We start from the raw sequence: 22,490 nt of genomic DNA, 5'->3' as shown, positions 1-22,490 counted from the left end.
TCTATCAAACTCGTATAATGAACACATCATTAAATTAACTAATATAGCTTTACTATATCAAAAAACAGCCTAGTTTATTGACCAAATCACCCATTAATTCAAGGGTGATTTTCCTTTATTATTGAATAAATACAAATGTCAGTTAGCCTGCTACCATCCGCAGACAAATCATCATTTCTTAAGGTTCCTTCTAATTTAAAACCTAGTTTTTCTGGAATTGAACGACTTTTAACATTTGTTGATTCACATCTTATTCCAATCCTGCTAAATTTGAGTTGTTGAAAGCCATGATTAATTAACGCTCTTACTGCTTCTGTCATATATCCATTGCCAGTATATGTTGTATTAATCCAGTATCCAATTTCACCTTTAGCAATCTTCCAATTAATTCCGTGAAGGCTAGCAGTTCCAATAAATTCTTTAGTTTCCTTATGAAAGATAAGATAACGAAAGCTTTCTCTTTTCAGAAAATCAATATGGGCATTTCTCAAGATAATTTCAATTTCATCCACAGTAGGAATTGTTTGGAATAAGCTTAACCATTGCTTTAACTCATGAAATGAATCCTTTATAGCATGAAATACGACATCCCCGTCACCAGCTTGATGTGGTGCTCGAAGAATAAGTCTATCTGTTTCGATTCGTAACGGAATATCTAATAAAATGGGATTTATATAAATTCCCCCTATAATACTTAAATTATGATTGTATTTATTATATTCTTTGTGTAACTAACTATCCCTGGTAGTACCAGAACAAAAAAGAAGCATAAAAGATATAGATTAAATAGCGTACACTTTTCAGGATTCCTTTCGGGCAGTTAATGAAAGTTCTAGTCTAGGATATCCGGCAACTTTATAACAGAGGTTATTAGAAACTGCAAAAGTTAAAAAAATTATATTTTTAAATTAGACTGACCTAGCCAAATGGGGCAGCCTATGTTTTTTCGTTATGATCCTCATAAATTGTTCTACATGTTCTGTTACTTCTTTGAAACCTCTCTAATTTTACATTCGAATGAAAAGACTCAATGACTGTGTTTTCCCAATAGTCCCTCGGCGTGACATACTAATGACTAAATTTTTTCTTTAATCCTATTTTTTGATATGTATAAGAAGCGTAGACGCTGCATTGATCAGAATGGATAATTATGCCTTCATGGTTTGCTCGTATTTCTAACGCTTCACCCAAGGGGCAATCACCAAAATTGATGATATAGCTTATAAGCTACGATTTATTTATTAAGCAAGTCAATAATCATTGAAAACCACTTTTATTTCCTGCCTGTCCAATTACTATTTCTAGACAGAGAAAATTTAATCATTTTTCTTTTTGATAAAATCGGCGGGCTTTAGCTCGATTGCCGCAATCAGCCATTGAACACCAGCGGCGGCTCCTGTTCCGACTCGTATCAAAAAATAACCATCCACAAGAATCTCCCTCACATTTTTTGACTCTTTCTAAATCGTTTTTAGAAACAAGTAAATCAACAGCAGATTGCAAAATTGGAGGCAGCATAGTGTCCAAGTTTTCCTCGTTATCCATGAACTTCAATGTGTAATGATCCTTTTCCTGGATTACACGCAAAGTTTGATAGAATTTACTTACAGATTCATTGAAACATTCAAGGTCAAGCGGTTGTGGCGATGTCCCCTTTGAAACGGACTTGAAGATTCGATACATGACTTCCCGCATTTCGATAGTCTGCTTTAGAACTTCTCCCGCTTCAGACGGTTTCTCCTCAGCCTTTAAAAGAAGTACTTTTGCTTGTTGCTCGGTCAAGACGTCAGCATGGATGCACCAGTCGACTATTTTAGCGTAACTCGTAAACCAATCCCGCCTTTTCTCATCACTTTCACGCCAACTGACGGTATTGATAAAATCCATACACAAACGTTCTCCGACCATCATATAAGAATTCATTTCCGGCATATTCAAAGCTCCTTTACTATAACTATCATAATACAAATTGACAGTTAGAATCAACCCAGCTATAATTTAACCATCAAAAGTATTTTTGATGGTTAAACACTAAATTTAGGAGGTACTGAGATGGACAATCCGATGTTGGTAGCTGTTAGAACATTGTTGAAGGAAACATATGATGGACCTGAAAAAAACGCAAGCTGGTACACAGAAGCGAAACCTGGTAGTGGTTTATTCGGAACACTTGAAAAGATATCGGCAGAAGATGCTTCATTGCCTGTCAACGGTACGACAATCGCCGCACAAACAGATCATACCCGCTATTACTTATGGGTTGCGAACTCTTACTTAAATGGAGAAGTACCCAGTAAGGACTGGGGAGCATCATGGAAAATTACAACCGTTGATAAAATCACATGGGCTCAATTTACTGACGAACTTCAACAAGAATACACTAAACTACTAAAAAAGATTGATTCTCTTCGCTCCTTAGATAAACAAACATCGAATGGTTTGTTGGGGGCGCTCGCTCACTCCGCCTACCATCTCGGATCAATACGACAGATGATAAAATCGATTAAAGTCCCAAACCAAACATAATTCAGAAAAAAGCCTGTCACTAAAGAGACATTTGTATCCCTTAGCGACAGACTCTTCCAAAAAAGTAAAGGTATTTAATCTAGTATTAAATTCTCCTAATCTAGTCATCTTTAAAATATTCAAGCCGCTATAATTTTCATGTATCATACTAGGTTTATTTAGAAAATATTTTTGTCATGTAATATTCGCTTTGCGATATTAGCCGCCTTTTTTCCATTGGCTTTTCCAGTTTTATTTTGAATATTTATCGAAAAATAATAACTATAGCCATCTTTTTTCACAAAGCCAACAAACCAACCATTTATTTCTTTTCCATTAATTGTACCAGTTCCTGTTTTTCCATATAGCTGTGCCTGCTTTTGTTCATCTATGAAAATAGCATTATTTACTGAACGAATATTTTCCTCTTTAAAGCCCAATTTATTTTCTTCTAATGCAAATAATAATTGAACTTGCTCAATTGGAGAAATTTTCAAAGAAGATTCCATCCAATAGTGATCTATATTACCTGACAAATTTTCATTCCCGTAGTTTAGTTTGTGAAAATAACTTTGTAGCTTTTTCTTCCCAACTTCACGATCAAGTTGTTGAAAATACCAGTTAACAGAATTCTCCAAAGCGGTTGATAAATTCTGATTGGTATTCCATTTTTCAAAAGGATATGCCGTTCCATCCCACAATTGCTCGTTGCTTGTAGTGGAAATTACATTCGTTTCTAAAGCGAATAATGCAGAATAAATTTTATATGTGCTATTTGGGGAAACCCTCTGTTCACTCATTTCACGATTATATATTTGATATTGTTTTTTGATAGGATCATATAGAACAAAACTACCCTTATACCCATTAAAATAAGAACTAAGATCTTCATAAGTAACATTTTTCTCATTAAAATGATACTTATCGTCTGAACTAGCGAGTGCAGAGGAAAGCGAAGTAAAGAGTAACACAACCATTGCCAATAGTGCATAAATAACTTTACTCTTCCATTTTAGTAATGGAGAATCCACTCTATAGTTAGCTATACTCTGAATTCGTCGTTTAAGTTGTTCTTTCGTTCCTCCTATTCCAGTGGAAAACTGTTTATATGGTCGGTTAAACTTTTTATCCGCAAAATGAATGATTGTATAGCCATATTCGGTGTATCTACTTTCATCCAAAAGACTTAGAACAGAAGCATCACATGCTAACTCTCGATCGATTCGCATTTTTTTTAAAGCCAGCCATACTAATGGATTAAACCAATAAATAATTTGAACTAACCACATTAGGTAATTAACGAAACTATCTTTACTTTTTTGATGGCATAATTCATGTAAAAAGACATATTTTATTTTACTTAACGAGAATTCTTCTTTTGTTTTTTGGGGTAAAAATACATATGGCTTCCACAATCCTAATGTAATAGGAGAGTTAATAAGCGCGGTCTCCCGTAAAATTATTTTTCTTTTTACCCCGACAATCTCCTTGCACTCTTCTAACAATTCATTTATATTTTGATCTTTAATGCTCGTAGATGACTTTTTAATTTGCCTAATTTGATAAATTGCATAAATGGCACTCGCAATGAAAACCATGATTCCAATGATCCAAATTACAAAAAAGAACTGTTGAAAAAATTCTGTATTTGTTTTATTCACAGAAATAGAGAAATCATTCAAAAAATCATGATTGGATGTCTGTGAAATGTCCAAACCACTGAACCTTTGATTGCCCCTAGTTATCTCTTTCTCGTTGAATAGTAAGTTTTGCATATATTGAAATATTTCTTGAAACCGTAAAAAATCCCATGGAATCACGCAAGTAATTATTGGAGCAAAAAGAAAACACCAAATTTTATAATGTGATTGCTGGGATAACTGGTTGTAAAATACTCTTTTGATTAACAGAATTATTAAAATAAGGAGGGATACAACAAGCGTACTTAATAATAACCGGGTTACAACCATTATTTTTCCCCTTCTTTCTTATCCCTCTCAGCTAAGATGCTCTTTAGTTCTGAAATGTCTTCCTTTGATAGCTGTTCATTTTCAATAAAATTTAATACCATTGAGTTTAATGTACCACCAAAAAATTGTTTCAGGAAAGATTTACTTTTCTGTTTCACATATTCGTTCTCTTTAACAAGTGATGTATAAATAAATGCTCTGCCATCTTTTCTTGTTTGTAATACTTTTTTCTTCACTAGACGTACAAGCATTGTATGAATTGTATTCGGCTTCCAATCGCTATTTTTTAATACTTTCTCCACGATTTCAGGAGTGGAAATCGGTTCATAGTTCCAGACTACCTTCATCACTTCATATTCAGCTTCAGAAATTTGCGGAATTTCCTTCATCATGACCCTCCTGCTTTTACATTTGTAGTATTTATTATAGCAGGTTGACCCAAATTATTAAAGCATCAGAAGGACTGAAAATATTCATACAACTCATCAATGAATGATTTATTTAATTGAGTAGCCGAACCGCCTTTTGAATAGTGTTCCACTAATGAAAGTAAAAGAAACTGATTATTCCCTGTATCAAAAGCTAGTAAAAAGCTATTTTCATCCCCCTTTTCTCCTTGGTTCATCTTTAATTCAGCGGTACCCGTTTTGGCTGCTAACTGATACTGTTGATTATAGAGTAGATGGGCCGTTCCATTTGGGTTGCTCACAACAGCTTCTAAAAAGGTTCTCATTTCATTTGCTGTTGAAGGGGTAATCGCTGATTTAGTTTTTGGCCTGCTATTGTCTTCTAGCAATCTCGGATAAACGATTTTTCCTTCGTTTTGGAAAACAGAATACATAGCAGCTTGTTGAATAGGTGAAAGTAATAATTCTCCTTGTCCATATCCTGTATCAGCAAGAAGGATATCTGAATTAAATGTCCTGTGATTTGAAATTTGCGCTGGATTCATTGCGATTGGTAAATCTAATTCCTCGCCAAAGATAAATTTATCCAGCCCATTTCGAAACGTTTTTTCTCCCAGTTCTAACGTTTCTTGAGCAAAATAAATATTATCGGAATAAATAAGTGCCTTTCTCATATCGACATGTTGTACATTAGAAACACGAGTAACGGAATACCCTCCCCAAGATTTATCCTTTTGCCAACTAAACCCATTTATTATTCTTCGCTTTTCTGGATATGTCACACCCGCATCAAGCCCGATACTAGCTGTAATCGTTTTAAAAGTGGAGCCTGGAGCATAAGCTGAAGCAAACCTTGAAAGAAATGGCTTGTTTTCATCCTTAGCATATTTATCATATTCATTCTGTGATATGCCACGAACCATTTTGTTCGGATCGTATGAAGGAGAGCTAACTACAGCATAAAGACCACCTTCTTTCGGATTCATGACTACAGTAGAACCTGGATTTTCTTTCAAATGATTGTATGCCTCCATTTGAATATAAGCATCAATGGTTAGTTTAATATCTTTTCCATCTATTTTTTCAGCTTTTTGAATTGTTTGCTTGGTTTTGCCATTTTCATCGACAATCAGAATTTCTCCACCATCTTTCCCACGCAGCTCTTTATCAAGAGCTCTTTCTAATCCGGCTTTCCCTATCATGTCTCCTTCTTTCAAATCAGAATTTTTATCTAAATCTTCCCTTGTTACTTCTCCGATATAACCAATTAAATGTGCCGCAGCTTCTTTTAAAGGGTAATAACGGAGGTTCGTATTTTGATAGGAAATCCCAGGTATGACTTCCGCATTATTGGCTTCGATAATTTTAAGAGGAACAAATAGGTTATCCTTTACCCATCCTTGTTTCAGTTTTTGTTGAATCTCTTTTATAGATATATTTAATTGTTTGCTAATGTTTTGCAGTCGCTTCGTTTTTTCATTTCCTTTGAGTAAGTCTTTCGGAACAATCCCTGCCTCCTTAAAGTTTTCATTCACGGCAATGCCATTGCCAAGGCGATCTTTAATTTCTCCACGTTCTGCTCTCCATTGATGAAAAGCTACCTTATCTTTTCCCTCCATATTAGGAAAAATTAATGAAGGGTCCCATTTTATCAAATACTGATCTCCTGATTTGATAATCCTTGCTTGGTAATTAATTTTATCTAATCTACCTAAAGGAGTTGTTAAGCTTAATTGATAGGTTAACTCTTGCTCATTGCGATTAATTTTTTTTAGGTCCATATTGGATGCGTGAATCCCATCAATATTAATTCCATTAAATATATGATCATATTTGTCGATCACTTCCTTCAACGTATAACCTAATGAGTCGTATGAGTCTTTTTCGAGAACTTCTCCTAATTTTTCATACTCTTTGTTCACTAATATTTGAATAAAGGCATTAGCAGCTTTTTGTCCTTGGCTATTCTCACTATTATTTGTAATCATATATAGACTTAAACTGATAATCCCAGCTAAAGAGATCAATATCAATATGATATAGGGTCTGATTCTTCTCTTTTTTCTTTCTACTCTGCTACTCAACTCTCTTCCCCTCATTTCCTTCCACTTAATTACTACATTTGTAGTAATTAAGGTAAATTAAACACAATAATTATTCAGAATCATACCGCTTTTCCTTTAGTTCAAAGTAAGCTTTAAACACATCATTCGCTATTTCTAAATTAACATGTGATTGGTCTGTTCGTAACCAAGGGACAGTGACAGAAACAGCAATTTCCGGGTGATCATAAGGTGCATACCCTCCAAATGTAATATTCCAGAGCATTAGGCCTTGGCTATGTGGTAGCGGGCCATTATATAACGCCTGTGCAGTCCCTGTTTTCCCAGCAATCTTATATTCTTTGTTCTTTATTCCATATCCGGTTCCAAGTGGCTCATTCACTACTTGCTTAAAGCCAAGCTGCACACGTTTAATCCACTCTTCCTTCATGTCAATTTTATTGTACACCTTTGGTTTCATTTCCTGAATAATAGGTCCCAATTCATTTGCTTGGTTAGGTTCACGTACTTCCTTGGCAATATGCGGCTGGATTCGATATCCCCCATTTGCAATAGTGGAAATATATTGGACAATTTGCAATGGAGTATATGTATCATACTGCCCAATCGCATAGTCTAATACTTTTCCGGATTCAGGAGGAATTTGACCGCCACCATAACCACTGTGTTCACCAGGTAAATCAATTCCTGTTCTTACTCCTAGCCCAAATTGAGAGAAATTGTATCTGAATGTTTCAATCGCAGACACTTTATCAATACTTAATAGTCCATTGGGAATATAGGTTTGCTGTCCACCTAATTTCATGGCCGTTAAAAACATATATCCATTAGAAGATCGTTTCAATGCATAAAGATCATTAATTGGACCGAATCCTGTCTTATTCCAAGATTTTTTTGCATTCGTTCCTAAAAATTTTAAAGGTCGATCATTAAGTACCTCACCTGGAACAATTGCACCTGTTTGATAACCCGTTAATACAGTAGCTCCTTTCACAACTGATCCCATTTCATATGAGGTCGTTATATTTCCTAATGCAAAATCATTTACTTCCGTTTTACCTGTTTTTTTATTTTGCTCAAATTGTTTTCCCGCCATGGAAAGAACTTCACCGGAATACGGATTCATAACAGTAACAAATGTTCGATCGAGATAAGGCTCACCAATTCTAGCTTTACCTATTTTTTCTGCAATTATCTTTTCAATCTCACGCTGTAAATCGATATCAATTGAAAGGATTAAATCATCACCTCGTTTTCCTTCTTGCACGACTTCAGACTCTAATATATTTCCGTTTTTATCGATTATGTTTTTGATTTTTTCTTTCTGCCCTTGCAATACATCCTCATATTGATTTTCAATATAACTTTTTCCTACTCGATCATTTCTGCTATAGCCTCTTGCTAAATAATAATCAATAGAATCTTTAGGCAAGCCTTCTTTAGAAGAGGAGACTTTACCAATGACTGAGTCTAAAGTTTCATTCCCTTCTGTATCTTTATAAAGATTATAGCGATCCCAATCTATCGTTGTATCAACACCAGGCAGGGAATCTAAATTTTCACTAATCATTGCAACTTCTTTAGTTGTAGCATCTTTTTTGATAATCTGTGGTGTTAACGGATATCCGCTACTCATTTCACGATAAATAGCTAATACTTCTAGTTCTTGCTTAGTAAATGAGTTTACTTCTTTACTTGTTATACGGTCTAAGGTTAGCTGATAAATTTTTGTATCGTAATGTTCATCATGTTTAAGCTTTTTCTTGTCAGCTACAGTAATTTTCGCTTCTGCTTCATTTGGGTGTTTTATCATCCAGTAATCTTTTTTATCTCTTTCTGTTATTGCTTTTAAATCCTCTTTAGAATCCTTTTTAATAAATATCGCTAGCTTTTCTGCAATTTTTAACATTTCTTCAGTTTTACTATTTTGTGCTCTTGTGAACGTTATGGCGTTAGACGGCTTATTCCCTACAATTAACTTCCCATTTCGATCTAATATTTCCCCACGCGGCATAGCAATTTTTACAGTTACATTCTCCTTTCTGTCAACTTCCCGCTTATAGTCCTCTCCATTTACTATTTGCACAATTCCAAGCCTTAAAATAAGAAGCGAGAACAGCAAAAAAACAATTAAAAATAATATATTTATTCGGAAGGAGAAAACAAATGGCTTTGTCCTCTCTTTTTTTTTCTTCAACGGCACCCTCCCTTTCATAACAATGAATATACGTATTTTGACATTTGTTCTTCCATATTGGATATAGATTCTCTTTTCTCTAAATACTACATTTGTAGTTTTTAAAACTAAAAAAATTATTTAAAATAATTCGTTAGTCATTTAATGATCGTAAAATTCTATAATTAGCTTATTTTCTATGTTTAGATTTTTTAAAATTACATTCATCACTTCCCATCTTTTACATTTGTAGTATTTACTATAACATGACTCTTCAAATGATTAAAGTACTTTAATCTATAAAATTTTCGTTAGCTGTATGCTTATTATTTGAAAGGAATTAAGTCTGTTCATCCACATGGACAGCATTTAAACGACATTTAGCTCTTTAAGCTCAGTATCCACTTGTTGATGTAAAGCCGCATTGGTTTTATCTATTTTCAAGAAGAATTTCTCTTTTCTATCCTACAATTAACTCCGTTTTACTATTCTAGATTGCTTTAAATCATTCTTCTTGCGCTATACTACACCCCGTTCGTACAAGAACAAAAAAGAAGCATTATCCCTTATTGGATTAATGCGCCATAGTAATTCTTTTATCTAATCTAAATAAAACACTTATACTTTATAGTAAATATCGTTGACTTACAAATATGCCGTTGCTGGGTCATTATTTAGCTCTTCAATTGTTATAAAATCAAAACGAACTTCTTGTTCTCTTCCTTGAGGACTGCAAGCATAGACTCCTGCTAAAATAGTTGAATTTTCTGCCACATCTAAGTGGGCAATTCTAATTTGGTTCCATACTTCCCCGTCCCATGAAAAATCCACATAACAATTTTGTCCAATTTTGGATATACGGTAATATATTTGAACTTCTTCACAGTCTACATATTGAGTAGACCAATCGGAATAGCCCTTATTAGTGACAACTGCACCCAGCTTGCTTAACCCATCTGGAATGTACTCTAGAGAAGTTTTCACCCATACCTCTTCCGAAAATCGAATCATCAGTCCAGCTTGGTCATATTTAGATTTTGGAATAGCTTTAACTCTTGTTGTCATTCTGAAATTCTTGTTAGTTTTGGTAAAGAGAAAATGGCCATTATCTACTTCAAAACCGTAGTGAGTTTTTTGCCAATAATCGGTTTCTTGATCTGTTTCTAAAACAAGTTGGGAAGATTTCGTGTCTATAAACCATTTCTTTGGTTCACAACGCCACTCCAGATTTTCATTTAAACTCTTATCTGCAAAATCCTCATATAATATCCAATTTTTATGCTTCAATGATTCCCCTCCTAAATAAAATCGAATCTTATAATTACATAAATCAAATTTTATTAATTCTTAACTATATTAGGTTCTCTTTTGCCTATAACTTACAATACTCCTATAACTGCCATTCCCTTATTTGTTTAGCAAAGACTACAAAAGCATAATATTATATTTTATCTTAAATATCCTCCATTATTAATATCAAATGTGGCACCAGTATAATGTTTAGCTTTATCTGATAATAAAAAAACAACCGTATTAGCCACATCTTCCGGTAAGACAGGCTTATCAATAAGCTGGTGGCTTAGATATGCATCTTTTCTCCAATTCGGTATTGTATCCATCATAGATGTATCTACCATCGTGGGTGCAACGGCATTAACTCGAATAAACGGTGAGAAATTCATGGCACAGCTTTTAGTTAACCCTATTATGGCAGCTTTGGAGAGCCCGTAAATTGCATCTGAACTGCCTTCCATGCCTGACACGGAAGACATATTTACGATTACTCCATTTGACTTGCTTTCCATCAATTTCTTACCAAACATTTGCGAAAAATAAATAAATCCCTTTACATTTACATCTAAAACTTTATCAATTTCATTTACTTGATAATCCAAGATATTTTTAGCTAAATAAATTCCTGCATTATTGACCAAACCATCTATATCAGAATGCTCTTTATCAATATATACAAAAAATTTATGAACCTCTTCAAAGTTACTTATATCCAAATGATACGTATGTAGATCATAGCAGTCACCCATTGACTGTTTCAAGCTATGCAAGGAGTGTTTATTAATATCGCAAGCAATGACGGAAGCACCTTCATTTAAACATTTTCTGACGCTTTCCTTTCCAATCCCAGAGGCTGCACCTGTTATTATAACTTTTCTATTTTCGAGCATTTTTTAACACTCCTTTCTTTCAATATTTTTATTAACTAATATTTCATTGTAATTATTACTATCATAAACTATTTGGTTATTAAGATATACTATAAGGGTCGATTAGAAACCTTTCTTTCCAAGTGAATCAGCTATGTTTATGTTTTATAAGCTGTCAAATGCATATTTCCCTGATTGACGTAATCTCCATAAAAAATCCCTCCAATAAACTTCTGCTTGGGGGGATTATCTAAGTATATTAATTTCATTAATAGTTAGCTGAACTTAAGGACAATGGGACCTATTCCCTTTTAGTGATGAAACCCATTATTAGACTTTGAATCATGTGGCATGGGTCCGTCTAGAGAATCTAAAAAAGCAACAGCTTGTTTGAGATTCATCATAAACAAATGCGCGAGATCCATGGAAAATCCATTGCGAACCACAATGCGCATTATCGTCACTTCTTCCATATCTGGAGGCAATGGATAGGCGGGTACTTGCCAGCCGAACACGCGTAATTGTCGGGATAAATCATAAAGATTCCAGTTCAATGTATAACCATCTTTGAGTCGCCAAGCAAAAACTGGAATATCCGAACCATCAGATAAAAGTTCGAACGGTCCCATCTTTTGAATAGCCTCACTTAGAAAAAGAGCGACTTTCTGAGAAGCCCTTTGAACTTCATAGTAGCCACTTTTCCCTAAACGCAGGTAATTATAATATTGAAGGAGCACCTGTGCGCCAGGACGAGAGAAATTTAAGGCGAAAGTCGGCATGTTCCCACCTAAATAAGAGACACGAAAGATGAGATCCTCAGGGAGATCTGCAGCTTCCCGCCAAATTATCCAGCCAAGCCCAGGGTATACTAACCCATATTTATGTCCAGATACATTGATTGATTTCACTCTTGGCAATTGAAAATCCCAAACTAAATCTGGTTGAAGAAACGGCGCTATAAATCCTCCAGAAGCCGCATCTACATGAATGGGAATGTCAATACCCGTTCTTTTTTGTAAATCATCCAACGCTTTTGCAATAGCAGCAACCGGTTCGTAAAGCCCTCTATAGGTCTCACCGAGGATTGGAACCACACCAATTGTATTTTCATCCACTGCGGCGAGGACCCCTTGAGGATCTAATAAGGGATGATCAGGGTTAACCTTCACATAACGTGGTTCAACCTCCCAATAGTTCGCGAATTTTTCCCAAACAACTTGAACAGCAGAACTAAATACAATATTGGGACGCTCCACCGATTTCCCTTTGCTTTTGCGTATGTTCTGCCAGCGTCTCTTTAACGCAAGCCCTGCGAGCATACAGGCTTCCGATGAACCAGTTGTAGAAACACCCATCGTCGTAAGTGGGTTGGGCGAATGCCAGAGGTTGGCTAAAATGCGGACACATCGCTCCTCAATTTCGGCTGTCTGTGGATATTCATCTTTGTCAATCATATTCTTATCGAATGATTTAGTATATAAGTGCTCTGCAGCTGGTTCCATCCATGTGCTAACAAATGTGGCAAGATTTAAGCGAGCATTGCCATCAAGTGCAATTTCATCATGGACGATTTGATAGGCTGTTTCTGGTAACATGCCTTTATCAGCCATGTGGAAACGCGGAACGTCCGATTCCCCTTCACGGGCAAATAGAGGATTTACCGATAATTCATGCGGCAGCTCCATTTGCATGTGACGAGGTAGACTTTGTGAATTATCTGAAATCATCTCTTTTTCTTCGTATGTATCATTTTGAAGTTCTGCTTTTCGATGGTGCTGCATACTTATCCCCCTTTAAATAATATTGTTTAACCATTGTATTATTTACTAAAAAACATTTGTTTTATACTAATTAACGGCACTTCCACCACCCAGAAAGAATTATGGACATAATACACTCAAATTAATAACAAAACAGTCCTTTAAGTGCTATTTAATTAAGAAACCACTTCTAGTAAACTGCACCTTCTATCAAAAGTAAGGTTTTACTTACTAAAGGAATGCTCACGAAGTTACACAGGAGTCTTCTTCTTTTTACATGAAGTACATGTTATTCCTTTTTAAACTGAAATAAAAAACGTCTAATTCCTTATATATCAGGTTTTAGACGTTTTTTATTATAAATCTTTGAAGTATTACATTAATATGTATTATATAAACGCACTCTATTTATGATCATAAAATAAAGATGTCTATTTAATAGAACTTCCTATACTCCCCTCCGTGCAACTATTTATCCTCTAAATAAACCACCCTATAGTTGAACACGAATATCACCTATTTAAAGGCTAAATATCTTTCTACTAAACTTTTAGCAAGAATTTTTGATGAATCGAAGAAATTTAAAGAAGTATAAGATCCACAAAAATATAGATCAGTACATACACAAACTACATCTGTTACACCATTTTCCGCAAGATCCATTTCTATATTTTTCCATTGTTGAATAAGCTCTTCCATTTCGCGATTCTGTTTAACATCATAAATTAATTGATCAACCTGGCTTTGAATACGTTCTGTCCAATAAATATCTTTATTATTATTGTGTAGGTAAGGCTGGTATAGCTGATTTTCTACTGTACTTCTGGTACCAATTAAACCAACTTTTGAACTTTGGACACCAATAGCGTTTATTGTTTCTTGGATAATATTAAGAATAGGTACATTGGTCATCTTTGTCATATCTTCATAAAATTGATGGACTACATTACAAGGAACAGCAATAAAATCGCAATTAGCTTCTGTTAAAGATTGTATTCCTATTTGTAAAGTTTTCACCATATCTTCTTTAATAATAGGTTCTTTTGGATGAAAGGGTGTAGGTAATGAATAAATAATCATATGGGGAAAATCAATGTCATTTTTTGCACCATATTGTCGTTCGCATTCATCTAAAACCGACTCAATAAATGGAGCAGTCGAACGTGGACCCATCCCCGCCAAAATACCGATTCTACAAAATTTATTGCTTAGCATTATGAATCTCCTCCTTATTTCTTGTCCATTATATATCATGAGATAGCGTTTTTTTCATACACCTATTGTTCAATTAAAATACGATACTTCATTATTAAGTATCGCACAGTGTGTATGATAAAGGCTTAATATCTCCTATTAAATATTAGAATATAAAGTTAAATAAGAAATGACATGAATTAAGTTATTGTAAAGCTAGAATTTATTTTTATAGTACCCTTTATATTAATTATACCATACAAAAAATGGTTATTATAGACTATTTATTCTCCTTTATTACTGCTAAAATCAATAGACATTAATGGTTAGGAGAGATGCGAATGAGTTCTTTGGTCCTCGATCTGAAAGAAGTTGGAAAAACAGAATATATGCTCGTTGGTGGAAAGGGAGTTAATTTAGGAGAATTATCAAAAATTCATGGAATACAAGTACCAGATGGATTTTGTGTTACAACAGCAGGCTATCAAAAAAGCATCGAACATAACGAAACATTTCAAACATTAGTAGAAAAGCTTACATGCTTAAAAATAGAAAATCAAAAGCAAATAAGTGAGATTTCTAGGAAAATTCGACAAATCATCATGGCAACGGATATTCCCTCCGATGTTGTTAGTGAAGTTGTCACCTATCTCGCCCGTTTTGGCGAGAAACATGCATATGCAGTACGTTCTAGCGCAACTGCTGAGGATTTGCCGCATGCGTCTTTTGCCGGCCAGCAAGACACTTATTTAAATATCATCGGCAAAGAAGCCATCTTGGAGCATATCAAGAAATGTTGGGCTTCTCTGTTTACAGATCGCGCTGTAGTCTACCGAATGCAAAATGGCTTCGACCATCAGCAAGTTTATTTATCTGTCATTATTCAAAGGATGGTTTTTCCACAGGCTTCTGGGATTTTATTTACAGCTGATCCCCTTACCTCCAACCGAAAAATACTATCGATTGATGCCAGTTTTGGACTTGGAGAAGCGCTAGTCTCTGGCTTGGTATCAGCCGATAATTATAAGATTCAAGAAAATGAAATTGTCCATAAAAAGATCGCTGCTAAAAAGTTGGCTGTAACTGCTGTTAAAGGCGGCGGAACAAAGACGCAAGCCGTTAACCTTGAACAACAAAAAACACAAACACTGGCTGATAAGCAAATCTTGCAACTGGCACGCATCGGAAGAAAGATTGAAGATTATTTTGACTGTCCTCAAGATATAGAGTGGTGTTTAGTTGATGATAAATTTTATATGGTTCAGAGTCGTCCCATTACCACGCTTTTCCCAATTCCGGAGGCGAATGATCAAGAAAACCATGTCTATATCTCTGTCGGTCATCAGCAAATGATGACTGATGCAATTAAACCACTTGGATTGTCTTTTTTTCTGTTAACGACAAACGCACCTATGCGTAAAGCGGGTGGAAGGTTGTTTGTTGATGTCACCCAGCAGCTTGCTTCACCTGCTAGCAGAAACGTGTTATTAAATGGCATGGGACAGCACGATCCACTCCTAAAAGACGCACTCATGACCATCTTGGAGCGGGAAGATTTTATAGAGCGATTACCTGATAATGATCAAGCTCCGAGTCAGAGAAGAGGCAGTACGGCTAGGCAGGCACAATTAGAAAATAATAATCCATCCATCGTTGCTGATTTCATAAAGCGTAGCCAAATATCCATTGAAGAGTTAAAACATAACATTAAAACTAAATCAGGATCAGCGTTATTTGATTTTATTCTGGAAGATATTCAGGAATTAAAGAGGATATTATTTGATCCGCAAAGCACTGCTGTATTTATGGGTGCTATGAATGCAGCAACATGGCTCAATGAGAAGATGAACGAATGGCTGGGAGAAAAAAACGCGGCGGACACCATTTCCCAATCTGTCTCGAATAATATTACTTCAGAAATGGGTTTAGCTCTCTTGGATGTCGCAGATGTGATTCGACCTTTTCCAAAAGTAATTGATTATTTGCAAAGTGTAAAAGATGATAACTTTTTGAATGAAATGCTCAAGTTACATGGTGGTCAGGAAGCAAGCGATGCCATAAGGGCATTTCTCAACAAATACGGAATGCGATGTGCTGGAGAAATTGATATTACGAGACCACGTTGGAGTGAAAAACCACTTACACTTATTCCCATGATTCTTGGTAATATCAAAAACTTTGAACCCCATGCTAGTCAGCAGTTATTTGAACAAGGGCTTCATGAAGCTATGCAAAAAGAAAAAGAGTTATTGGAGCGTTTAAAACAATTACCGGATGGTGAACAAAAAGCAAACGAAACAAAACAGATGATTGACCTAATCCGAAATTTCATCGGTTATCGTGAATATCCGAAATTCGGTATGATCAGCCGTTACTTCATTTACAAGCAGGCCATATTGAATGAAGCTACCCAGCTCGTGCAAGCGGGAGTTATTCATGAAAAAGAAGATATATTCTATCTCACATTCGAAGAACTCCACAATGTAGTACGCACAAATAAGCTGGATTATCAAATTATCAGCAAGAGAAAAGAAGATTACAACATATATGAAAAGCTGTCTCCCCCACGTGTGATAACATCTGATGGCGAAATCATTGAAGGTAAGTATAAACGTGAAAATCTGCCAGAAGAAGCAATTGCAGGTCTACCTGTTTCTTCAGGAATTATGGAGGGCCGCGCTCGCGTTATCTTAAACTTGGAAGACGCAGATTTAGAAGATGGAGATATACTAGTCACCACCTTTACTGATCCTAGCTGGACACCATTGTTTGTATCAATAAAGGGTCTCATCACCGAAGTTGGTGGACTTATGACGCATGGAGCCGTTATTGCACGGGAGTACGGATTACCAGCTGTGGTTGGAGTAGAAAATGCCACGAAACTAATAAAAGACGGACAAAGGATCAGGGTGAATGGGACAGAAGGATATGTAGAAATACTATAATTCATTACCTTTAAATCATAATATCAAGCATTCAAACTAGAGAATGCTTGATATTATGGCTCTTTACTATCTATGGTAAGAACCTCGTTACTTGGACATATAACGGGATAGCAACTGATGATTATTATTAAAGTATGTTAAAATAGATAAGTTTTTCCAAAGAAAGAAGCCATGTTATTTATTCTTTATTCAAAATGGCTTCTTTTGATTTTAAGGTGAAATCGTTTTATGTTGTGTTTTCGGTCAAACTTTATCTTTATGCTCCCTTTCATTCAATACATAAACTGCCCCGATAGTTATATAAGACCACTTTCTTTTTTTAAAATAGAACAATCGTAACTTCTAAATAAAAGTTAATCCTAAAAACGTCTAATCCCTTATATACCAATGTTTTAGACGTTTATTAATAAAAGTAATTAAACTAATTAATGGTCTCGATATAACCTGTCATCTTTTTGCTGACAAGATCTTCTCCATTTGTCCAATCATGAAAATTAAAATCGAGAACGTCCCTTCCTTGCGCTAGAGAAGTAAGAATTCTTGATTCTTGGAAAGAGTAGGAAAATGTGTGTAGTGTTCCGAATAGTTGGTCATAATTCCGAAAAAATAAAGGAGAACTTTTCTTTGCAAAAATGCTAAACATCTCTTGCTGTGTCCGTTTCTTCCCTTGAAATGATTGTAAATAATTATTTCTTTTGACGGAACCATCAATGGCTAATCTGTTTTTATCTTGGAGTTCCGAAGTTTGAAAATGATTAACACATGATAAGAGCTTCTCATCCTTTCTAATGCACACTTTTTCTGGAGTAGCTTCTATCACCGCGATGTTTCCTTTTTTATCTCCCACCGAAAAATTATAGCAGGCTGAATGAGGGATTTCTTTTAGCAGAGCAGATGCATCATCGACCGAAGAACAAGTATCCAAGGCCATCCGTATTGCAGCCCATGGGGAAATACCCTTTGTATAGCCACTATAACTTACAAAATGAAACCCCATTACTAGCCCTTCCTCATTTACTCCATCATGTCTCCCTAAAATTTGCAAATTATATCCTGCGGTGGTCAGCGCATCCTCCGCTTGGATACAACTAAAAATACCATCGTATAGATCAGGGGAAAAATCGTAGTTGCGAACATATGTTTCATCTGTAAGAATAGCCGTGCATCCCATCGCATCTATCTTGGGAACTTGATAACCGCTGAACATGGATGCAGCTCTGATAGACGAAATCCCCAGCCCCTGTGCCAACCCTTCTAATTCTTCTAAAAGATGTGGAGCATAAGTGGAATAGATGGAATGCATGTTTTCATAATCAATGTCTTGTTCGAAAACCTCACTCCACATCTTAATAATAGAACGATCCAATATTCTCTCAGCAGTTTTTAAACCAATATGAAAAGATCGATCCCTAATTTGAATTATATCCACCTCAAAATTAATCATGAAATCCTCTCCATTCTTGTTTCTAAATCTGACTATACTTAAAAAGAAAGATAATTTCCTGTCTTTTTATGCTCTTTTTGGACTGTTATGAAATACATTTTTTATCCAATAGGACCTCTATGTAATAATGTTGTTATTTATTGGAAGTCACTTTTAGTCTATAATATTAGACGAGGAGGTAATATGATGGATTACAAATAGCTCTATTTTTAAAGGAGGGAAACATGTTAAATTTCAACTGGATTAACGAAAGCACTATCATGGAAGAAGACGGCAGAATAAAAATATACGCTCCACAAGAAACTGATTTTTTCTGTAACAATGGCGCAATTGGAGCAGAAGGTATCACGCCTCAATCATTGTGTAATGCTCCGTTTTATTATACAGAGGTGGTCGGAGATTTTATCATGAAAGTTAAAGTTTCTCATGATTTTAAGGACACTTATGATTCTGCTTCCATAATGGTGATGAAGGATATGACTTATTGGGCAAAGGCATGTTTTGAATTAACTGATTTTGATACCCATGCAGTTGTAAGCGTTGTAACGAAGGAAGAGTCAGATGATGCGAACGGTTGCAATATTGATGGTAATGCTGTATGGCTACAAGTTTGTAGAAGTGGACATTCTTTTGCATTCCATTATTCCATAGATGGGGAAAATTATTATATGATGAGATTTTTCAGCTTGCCTGTTGATGAGATTGTAAAGGTCGGACTATTAGCACAAGCTCCCTTAGGAAGTGGCGGAATGAGAATTTATGAAAACTTGAGCATTGAAAAGAAGACTGTAAAGAATATTCGTATGGGTAAATAGCTAATTCCAGATATCTTCTTCGATTGGTGTAACAATCAATCGATTTTTTTTACGTTCCTCGCCTTTGAATCTCCATAATGTTTCTCAATCATCCTCTAACGAATAACACTTCAATATCCACTCTCCTTTTCTTTAAGAACAGTCTATAGTTAGTGATTTATTAGAATTATTTTCGTTCTTCTCGTAAATCCTTATCTTATCAGTTGAAACATTTATAAAAGCTAGAGAATGCACTTTATTAATTGTAGAAATCTCATTAGAAATATAGGGATATTTTTATGAATAATAAATAATCTTAAAAAGAATCCTATAAAAAACAGGGAGGATTCTCGGATGTCAATACAACTACAACGGTTATTCAATATCTTAATGCTTGTTCTGTCATGGTTCTCGTTAACGCTTATAGGCTTTCGAGATATAAAAAGATTTTTTCCAGCAACACTACTAATCGGTGTCATCGAAATTTTAACAGCACGAATTGGGAAAAACGTAGGTGGTGGGTTTTCTATAATAAACCAAATTCATACAAGTTTAACGAATTTCCATTCAATTTAGGGCCATTTATCTTTATCTCTTTGTGGACGCTTAAGCTGGCATATGGGAATTTCAAAAAATATCTTTTAATCAATGCAATTGTAAACGCCTTGTTTGCATTCCCTTTCTCATCACTCGCAAAGAACATAAAATATTATTCATTGGTTCGATTTAATCATGCTCAATTTTTTATGTATTTCTTTGTAAAAGCACCATTGTTATATTTTCTTCAATATTATTTTGAAAATAGAAAACAGCTCAAGCTGAATAAACAGCGGTAAACTTCTATCCATTCCCTTCATGCTGTTATTTCATGGATACAGCAAAAGTCTCCCATTAACATTAATGAGAGGCTTTTTAATTTAAACGAATCACTTTTTATACTTTTAGTTTCAATTGTGATCCTACAAATGGTATGAAAATAAAAGAATTCTACCATTTTTTTAAGCAGAGCTTTTATCCTTTCTTTCCGCCTTATTGTATCTATTAGAAATCATCTAAATGCTCCATAACTACTTTATTTGTATATATCACCAAACAAAAAAGGCTAGATAAATTATATTTCGATACCTAGGATGCTATATAATTTTTCTTTTCCTTCAATGGTAATTTTCACTGCTCGATCAGGCAGCTTTTCAATCCAATTAAGTTCTAATAACTTTAATAAAACTGCATGACCTAATGCCCCTGCTAGATGATAACGCCTTTCGCTCCAGTCCAGACACTTTCTAGCGAAATGTCTTCTTCTATTTCTCAAAGTGTCAAGATCAATTCCAAAATCACGAAAAAACGTTTCTCCCTCTTCCGTTATACTAAAATTATCCTGATCCTCGATCATATATCCTTTTACAATAAAGGCTTCCGTTAACTTTACACCAAGTCTCCCTGCCAAATGATCATAACAAGTTCGAGCGATTTTAATCTTTTCTGCTCGTGACGAATCTTTTAATGAACGAATGCGCACAGGTGGAGCTATAACGATCAATGTCTCTATTGCTTTAGCAACATCGGTGTTTGCCAGACTATAATAACGGTGTCTGCCATGTTTTTCTACACGGATCAGTTTTCCTTCAACCATTTTAGAAAGATGGCTACTTGCTGTTTGTAAGGTAACGTTTGCCTTTCTTGCTAGTTCATTTGCTGGAAGTCCATCAAGTCCAAGAAGGGCCTCCAACATAGCCGCTCTTGAAGAATCAGCCATTAGTTTTGCAACATATGAAAAATCCGGGCTAATAGCCATGACCATCCTCCCTTTACATCGATAGTTCGATTATAACCGAAGTTTTTATATGCTACTATTTTAAATATCAATTTGAAAGGAGATTCAAATAATGGGTAAAACAGATTTATTAATCTTAAATTTTAAAGAGGTACGTCGTAGAAGTATAAAAGTTTGGAAAGCAATACCTCCTCAGCTGCTAAATTGGAAGCCAGATGAAAAAGCCCTTTCTTGTGCAGAAATGATTAGACATGTTGTTGAAGGAGAGTATCTTTATCATCAAATGCTTATTAACAAAGGCAGTATCGAATCTAATTCTTTTCACAATCCGTTCGATCAAAAGGAATTCACAACCGTTGAGGAAGAATTAAAATTCTCCCAACCCTATCGTGAGGAATTTTTGACATATATTGAATCAATTAGTAATTACGAGCTGGAAAATGGAATGATTGACCGTTCAGATATTGGTTATATTAGAACACTTGAGGATATGCTCTTGCGTATTGCTTATCATGAATCGGTACATACAGGACAGTTATTGGGTTATATGAGGACAATGGGGATTGAACGACCGCAAATTTGGGATTAATATTCCGTTTTTTTATATTGTTATTTGATATCTATGGTAAATATAGAAAAACAGAAACAAGCTAGTTTTAGAGAATTAAAGTTTGTAAGTATTAAAAAATTATTCATTCCGACATAAGCGCGATAGAAAACAACTAATTTACTGATATGGATACGGTGTTGAACCAGACTTTGTTCGTAAATTTTTTGCCGGATACGCGCTTATTATTATTCTTTTCCTTATTTCTCAAATATACAGGTGATTTTTTCTTGATGTTTTTCCTATAAAATAATTCAAATCATCCTTTTAGTAAAAAAGTCTGTAATACCTTTTATTTCTTTTTAAAGCCATTACCCCTCCGACTCATCATCTTTACTTTCTTCCTCTTCCGGATCTCCATTAAGTCGATTAATTTCTTTTGCTAATTGATCTAAAAATTCATCTGAAATAATAAATTTGTTTTCTTTGTTCATAAAATTGCTCCTTTATTAATTAGCTTTTCCAACTTCACAATTATTACACAAAATAACTATTTACATTTCCCAAGTACGAGAGTAAGATAATATCGTTGTTTCAAATTTCTAGATCGCTGAAACCATACGGTACGGGGGAACCATTCTTTACTGGGCGTTTATTATGACCATGGGGTGAATCCTTTTTTAGGTAGGGCTACTCAAGGCCCGAATCCGACAGCTAACCTCGTAAGCGTTAATATGAGAAGGAAGGTG

Annotated in this window: 18 protein-coding genes and 1 riboswitch; of the genes, 5 read left to right on the top strand and 13 right to left on the bottom strand. The window is 35.0% G+C overall.

Features of this window, described 5'->3' with window-relative positions; all coding sequences use genetic code 11:
* Positions 1-98: 98 nt before the first annotated feature.
* Positions 99-674, bottom strand: coding sequence for a GNAT family N-acetyltransferase (locus NX902_RS10600; RefSeq protein ID WP_095329308.1), 576 nt, complete (start codon positions 672-674; stop codon positions 99-101).
* A gap of 646 nt (positions 675-1,320) precedes the next feature.
* Positions 1,321-1,932 (bottom strand): CGNR zinc finger domain-containing protein, encoded by a 612-nt coding sequence (locus tag NX902_RS10595; protein WP_095329307.1) that lies wholly within the window; start codon positions 1,930-1,932, stop codon positions 1,321-1,323.
* Between the two features lie 120 nt (positions 1,933-2,052).
* On the opposite strand from NX902_RS10595, the gene NX902_RS10590 reads away from it, so the two are divergent.
* On the top strand, positions 2,053-2,526 hold the full coding sequence (locus NX902_RS10590; protein WP_163187562.1) for a hypothetical protein: 474 nt from the start codon (positions 2,053-2,055) through the stop codon (positions 2,524-2,526).
* A gap of 158 nt (positions 2,527-2,684) precedes the next feature.
* Here the strand turns inward: NX902_RS10590 and NX902_RS10585 are convergent, their stop codons facing one another.
* From NX902_RS10585 to NX902_RS10550, 8 genes are all read right to left on the bottom strand, one after another.
* Entirely contained in the window at positions 2,685-4,475 is a 1,791-nt protein-coding gene (locus NX902_RS10585) for a BlaR1 family beta-lactam sensor/signal transducer (protein ID WP_163187564.1), read from the bottom strand.
* On the bottom strand, positions 4,475-4,864 hold the full coding sequence (locus tag NX902_RS10580; RefSeq protein WP_163187566.1) for a BlaI/MecI/CopY family transcriptional regulator: 390 nt from the start codon (positions 4,862-4,864) through the stop codon (positions 4,475-4,477). The genes NX902_RS10585 and NX902_RS10580 overlap by 1 nt, the downstream gene beginning before the upstream one ends.
* 65 nt (positions 4,865-4,929) lie before the next feature.
* Complete coding sequence (pbp4, locus tag NX902_RS10575) at positions 4,930-6,966, bottom strand: penicillin-binding protein PBP4(5) (RefSeq protein WP_172859950.1); 2,037 nt, start codon at positions 6,964-6,966, stop codon at positions 4,930-4,932.
* 70 nt (positions 6,967-7,036) lie between these two features.
* Positions 7,037-9,142: a peptidoglycan D,D-transpeptidase FtsI family protein gene (locus tag NX902_RS10570; protein WP_235973324.1), complete on the bottom strand. Its 2,106-nt coding sequence runs from the start codon at positions 9,140-9,142 to the stop codon at positions 7,037-7,039.
* 624 nt (positions 9,143-9,766) lie between these two features.
* Complete coding sequence (locus tag NX902_RS10565; protein WP_123257527.1) at positions 9,767-10,408, bottom strand: DUF1349 domain-containing protein; 642 nt, start codon at positions 10,406-10,408, stop codon at positions 9,767-9,769.
* 161 nt (positions 10,409-10,569) lie between these two features.
* Positions 10,570-11,304 carry an SDR family NAD(P)-dependent oxidoreductase gene (locus NX902_RS10560; RefSeq protein ID WP_163187572.1) on the bottom strand — a complete coding sequence of 245 codons (735 nt, stop codon included), beginning with the start codon at positions 11,302-11,304 and terminating at the stop codon, positions 10,570-10,572.
* Between the two features lie 290 nt (positions 11,305-11,594).
* A complete protein-coding gene (locus NX902_RS10555) occupies positions 11,595-13,064 on the bottom strand; it encodes a glutamate decarboxylase (RefSeq protein WP_095329299.1) in 1,470 nt (489 codons plus the stop codon).
* Positions 13,065-13,559: 495 nt separating this feature from the next.
* On the bottom strand, positions 13,560-14,258 hold the full coding sequence (locus tag NX902_RS10550; protein ID WP_163187574.1) for an aspartate/glutamate racemase family protein: 699 nt from the start codon (positions 14,256-14,258) through the stop codon (positions 13,560-13,562).
* 320 nt (positions 14,259-14,578) lie between these two features.
* Between NX902_RS10550 and ppsA the strand changes: the two genes are divergently transcribed.
* Positions 14,579-17,182, top strand: a complete 2,604-nt coding sequence (ppsA, locus tag NX902_RS10545) for a phosphoenolpyruvate synthase (RefSeq protein WP_341160715.1) — start codon at positions 14,579-14,581, stop codon at positions 17,180-17,182.
* Between the two features lie 421 nt (positions 17,183-17,603).
* On the opposite strand, the gene NX902_RS10540 is transcribed toward ppsA, so the two are convergent.
* Positions 17,604-18,626, bottom strand: coding sequence for a C45 family autoproteolytic acyltransferase/hydolase (locus tag NX902_RS10540; protein WP_163187578.1), 1,023 nt, complete (start codon positions 18,624-18,626; stop codon positions 17,604-17,606).
* Between the two features lie 224 nt (positions 18,627-18,850).
* Here NX902_RS10540 and NX902_RS10535 point away from each other — a divergent pair, with 224 nt between their 5' ends.
* Both NX902_RS10535 and NX902_RS10530 read left to right on the top strand, forming a co-directional pair.
* Entirely contained in the window at positions 18,851-19,441 is a 591-nt protein-coding gene (locus NX902_RS10535; protein ID WP_123257521.1) for a DUF1349 domain-containing protein, read from the top strand.
* 333 nt (positions 19,442-19,774) lie between these two features.
* Entirely contained in the window at positions 19,775-19,996 is a 222-nt protein-coding gene (locus NX902_RS10530; protein ID WP_235973399.1) for a hypothetical protein, read from the top strand.
* A gap of 535 nt (positions 19,997-20,531) precedes the next feature.
* Here the strand turns inward: NX902_RS10530 and NX902_RS10525 are convergent.
* Positions 20,532-21,215: an ArsR/SmtB family transcription factor gene (locus tag NX902_RS10525; protein WP_123259552.1), complete on the bottom strand. Its 684-nt coding sequence runs from the start codon at positions 21,213-21,215 to the stop codon at positions 20,532-20,534.
* A 91-nt stretch (positions 21,216-21,306) separates the two neighbouring features.
* Here NX902_RS10525 and NX902_RS10520 point away from each other — a divergent pair, with 91 nt between their 5' ends.
* The gene (locus tag NX902_RS10520) at positions 21,307-21,783 is read left to right on the top strand and encodes a DinB family protein (protein WP_163187580.1); all 477 of its coding nucleotides are present in this window, start codon (positions 21,307-21,309) and stop codon (positions 21,781-21,783) included.
* 329 nt (positions 21,784-22,112) lie between these two features.
* Here NX902_RS10520 and NX902_RS10515 read toward each other — a convergent pair whose 3' ends face one another.
* Complete coding sequence (locus NX902_RS10515; protein ID WP_123257516.1) at positions 22,113-22,235, bottom strand: hypothetical protein; 123 nt, start codon at positions 22,233-22,235, stop codon at positions 22,113-22,115.
* 104 nt (positions 22,236-22,339) lie between these two features.
* A riboswitch (cyclic di-AMP (ydaO/yuaA leader) is annotated at positions 22,340-22,485 on the top strand.
* The last annotated feature ends 5 nt before the right edge of the window (positions 22,486-22,490 follow it).

This window comes from Niallia sp. FSL W8-0954 (assembly GCF_038005605.1).
Taxonomy (GTDB): Bacteria; Bacillota; Bacilli; order Bacillales; family Cytobacillaceae; genus Niallia; species Niallia circulans_A.
This window is presented reverse-complemented; position numbering and strand designations above follow the sequence as displayed.

Excerpts from the sequence above, each read along its gene's own strand:
- NX902_RS10590 (WP_163187562.1), top strand. The coding sequence starts at position 2,053 with ATGGACAATCCGATGTTGGTAGCTGTTAGAACATTGTTGAAGGAAACA.
- NX902_RS10580 (WP_163187566.1), bottom strand. The coding sequence starts at position 4,864 with ATGAAGGAAATTCCGCAAATTTCTGAAGCTGAATATGAAGTGATGAAG.
- NX902_RS10595 (WP_095329307.1), bottom strand. The coding sequence starts at position 1,932 with ATGCCGGAAATGAATTCTTATATGATGGTCGGAGAACGTTTGTGTATG.
- ppsA (WP_341160715.1), top strand. The coding sequence starts at position 14,579 with ATGAGTTCTTTGGTCCTCGATCTGAAAGAAGTTGGAAAAACAGAATAT.
- NX902_RS10520 (WP_163187580.1), top strand. The coding sequence starts at position 21,307 with ATGGGTAAAACAGATTTATTAATCTTAAATTTTAAAGAGGTACGTCGT.
- NX902_RS10560 (WP_163187572.1), bottom strand. The coding sequence starts at position 11,304 with ATGCTCGAAAATAGAAAAGTTATAATAACAGGTGCAGCCTCTGGGATT.
- NX902_RS10555 (WP_095329299.1), bottom strand. The coding sequence starts at position 13,064 with ATGCAGCACCATCGAAAAGCAGAACTTCAAAATGATACATACGAAGAA.
- NX902_RS10515 (WP_123257516.1), bottom strand. The coding sequence starts at position 22,235 with ATGAACAAAGAAAACAAATTTATTATTTCAGATGAATTTTTAGATCAA.
- NX902_RS10535 (WP_123257521.1), top strand. The coding sequence starts at position 18,851 with ATGTTAAATTTCAACTGGATTAACGAAAGCACTATCATGGAAGAAGAC.
- NX902_RS10525 (WP_123259552.1), bottom strand. The coding sequence starts at position 21,215 with ATGGCTATTAGCCCGGATTTTTCATATGTTGCAAAACTAATGGCTGAT.
- NX902_RS10530 (WP_235973399.1), top strand. The coding sequence starts at position 19,775 with ATGTCAATACAACTACAACGGTTATTCAATATCTTAATGCTTGTTCTG.
- NX902_RS10585 (WP_163187564.1), bottom strand. The coding sequence starts at position 4,475 with ATGGTTGTAACCCGGTTATTATTAAGTACGCTTGTTGTATCCCTCCTT.
- NX902_RS10550 (WP_163187574.1), bottom strand. The coding sequence starts at position 14,258 with ATGCTAAGCAATAAATTTTGTAGAATCGGTATTTTGGCGGGGATGGGT.
- NX902_RS10540 (WP_163187578.1), bottom strand. The coding sequence starts at position 18,626 with ATGATTAATTTTGAGGTGGATATAATTCAAATTAGGGATCGATCTTTT.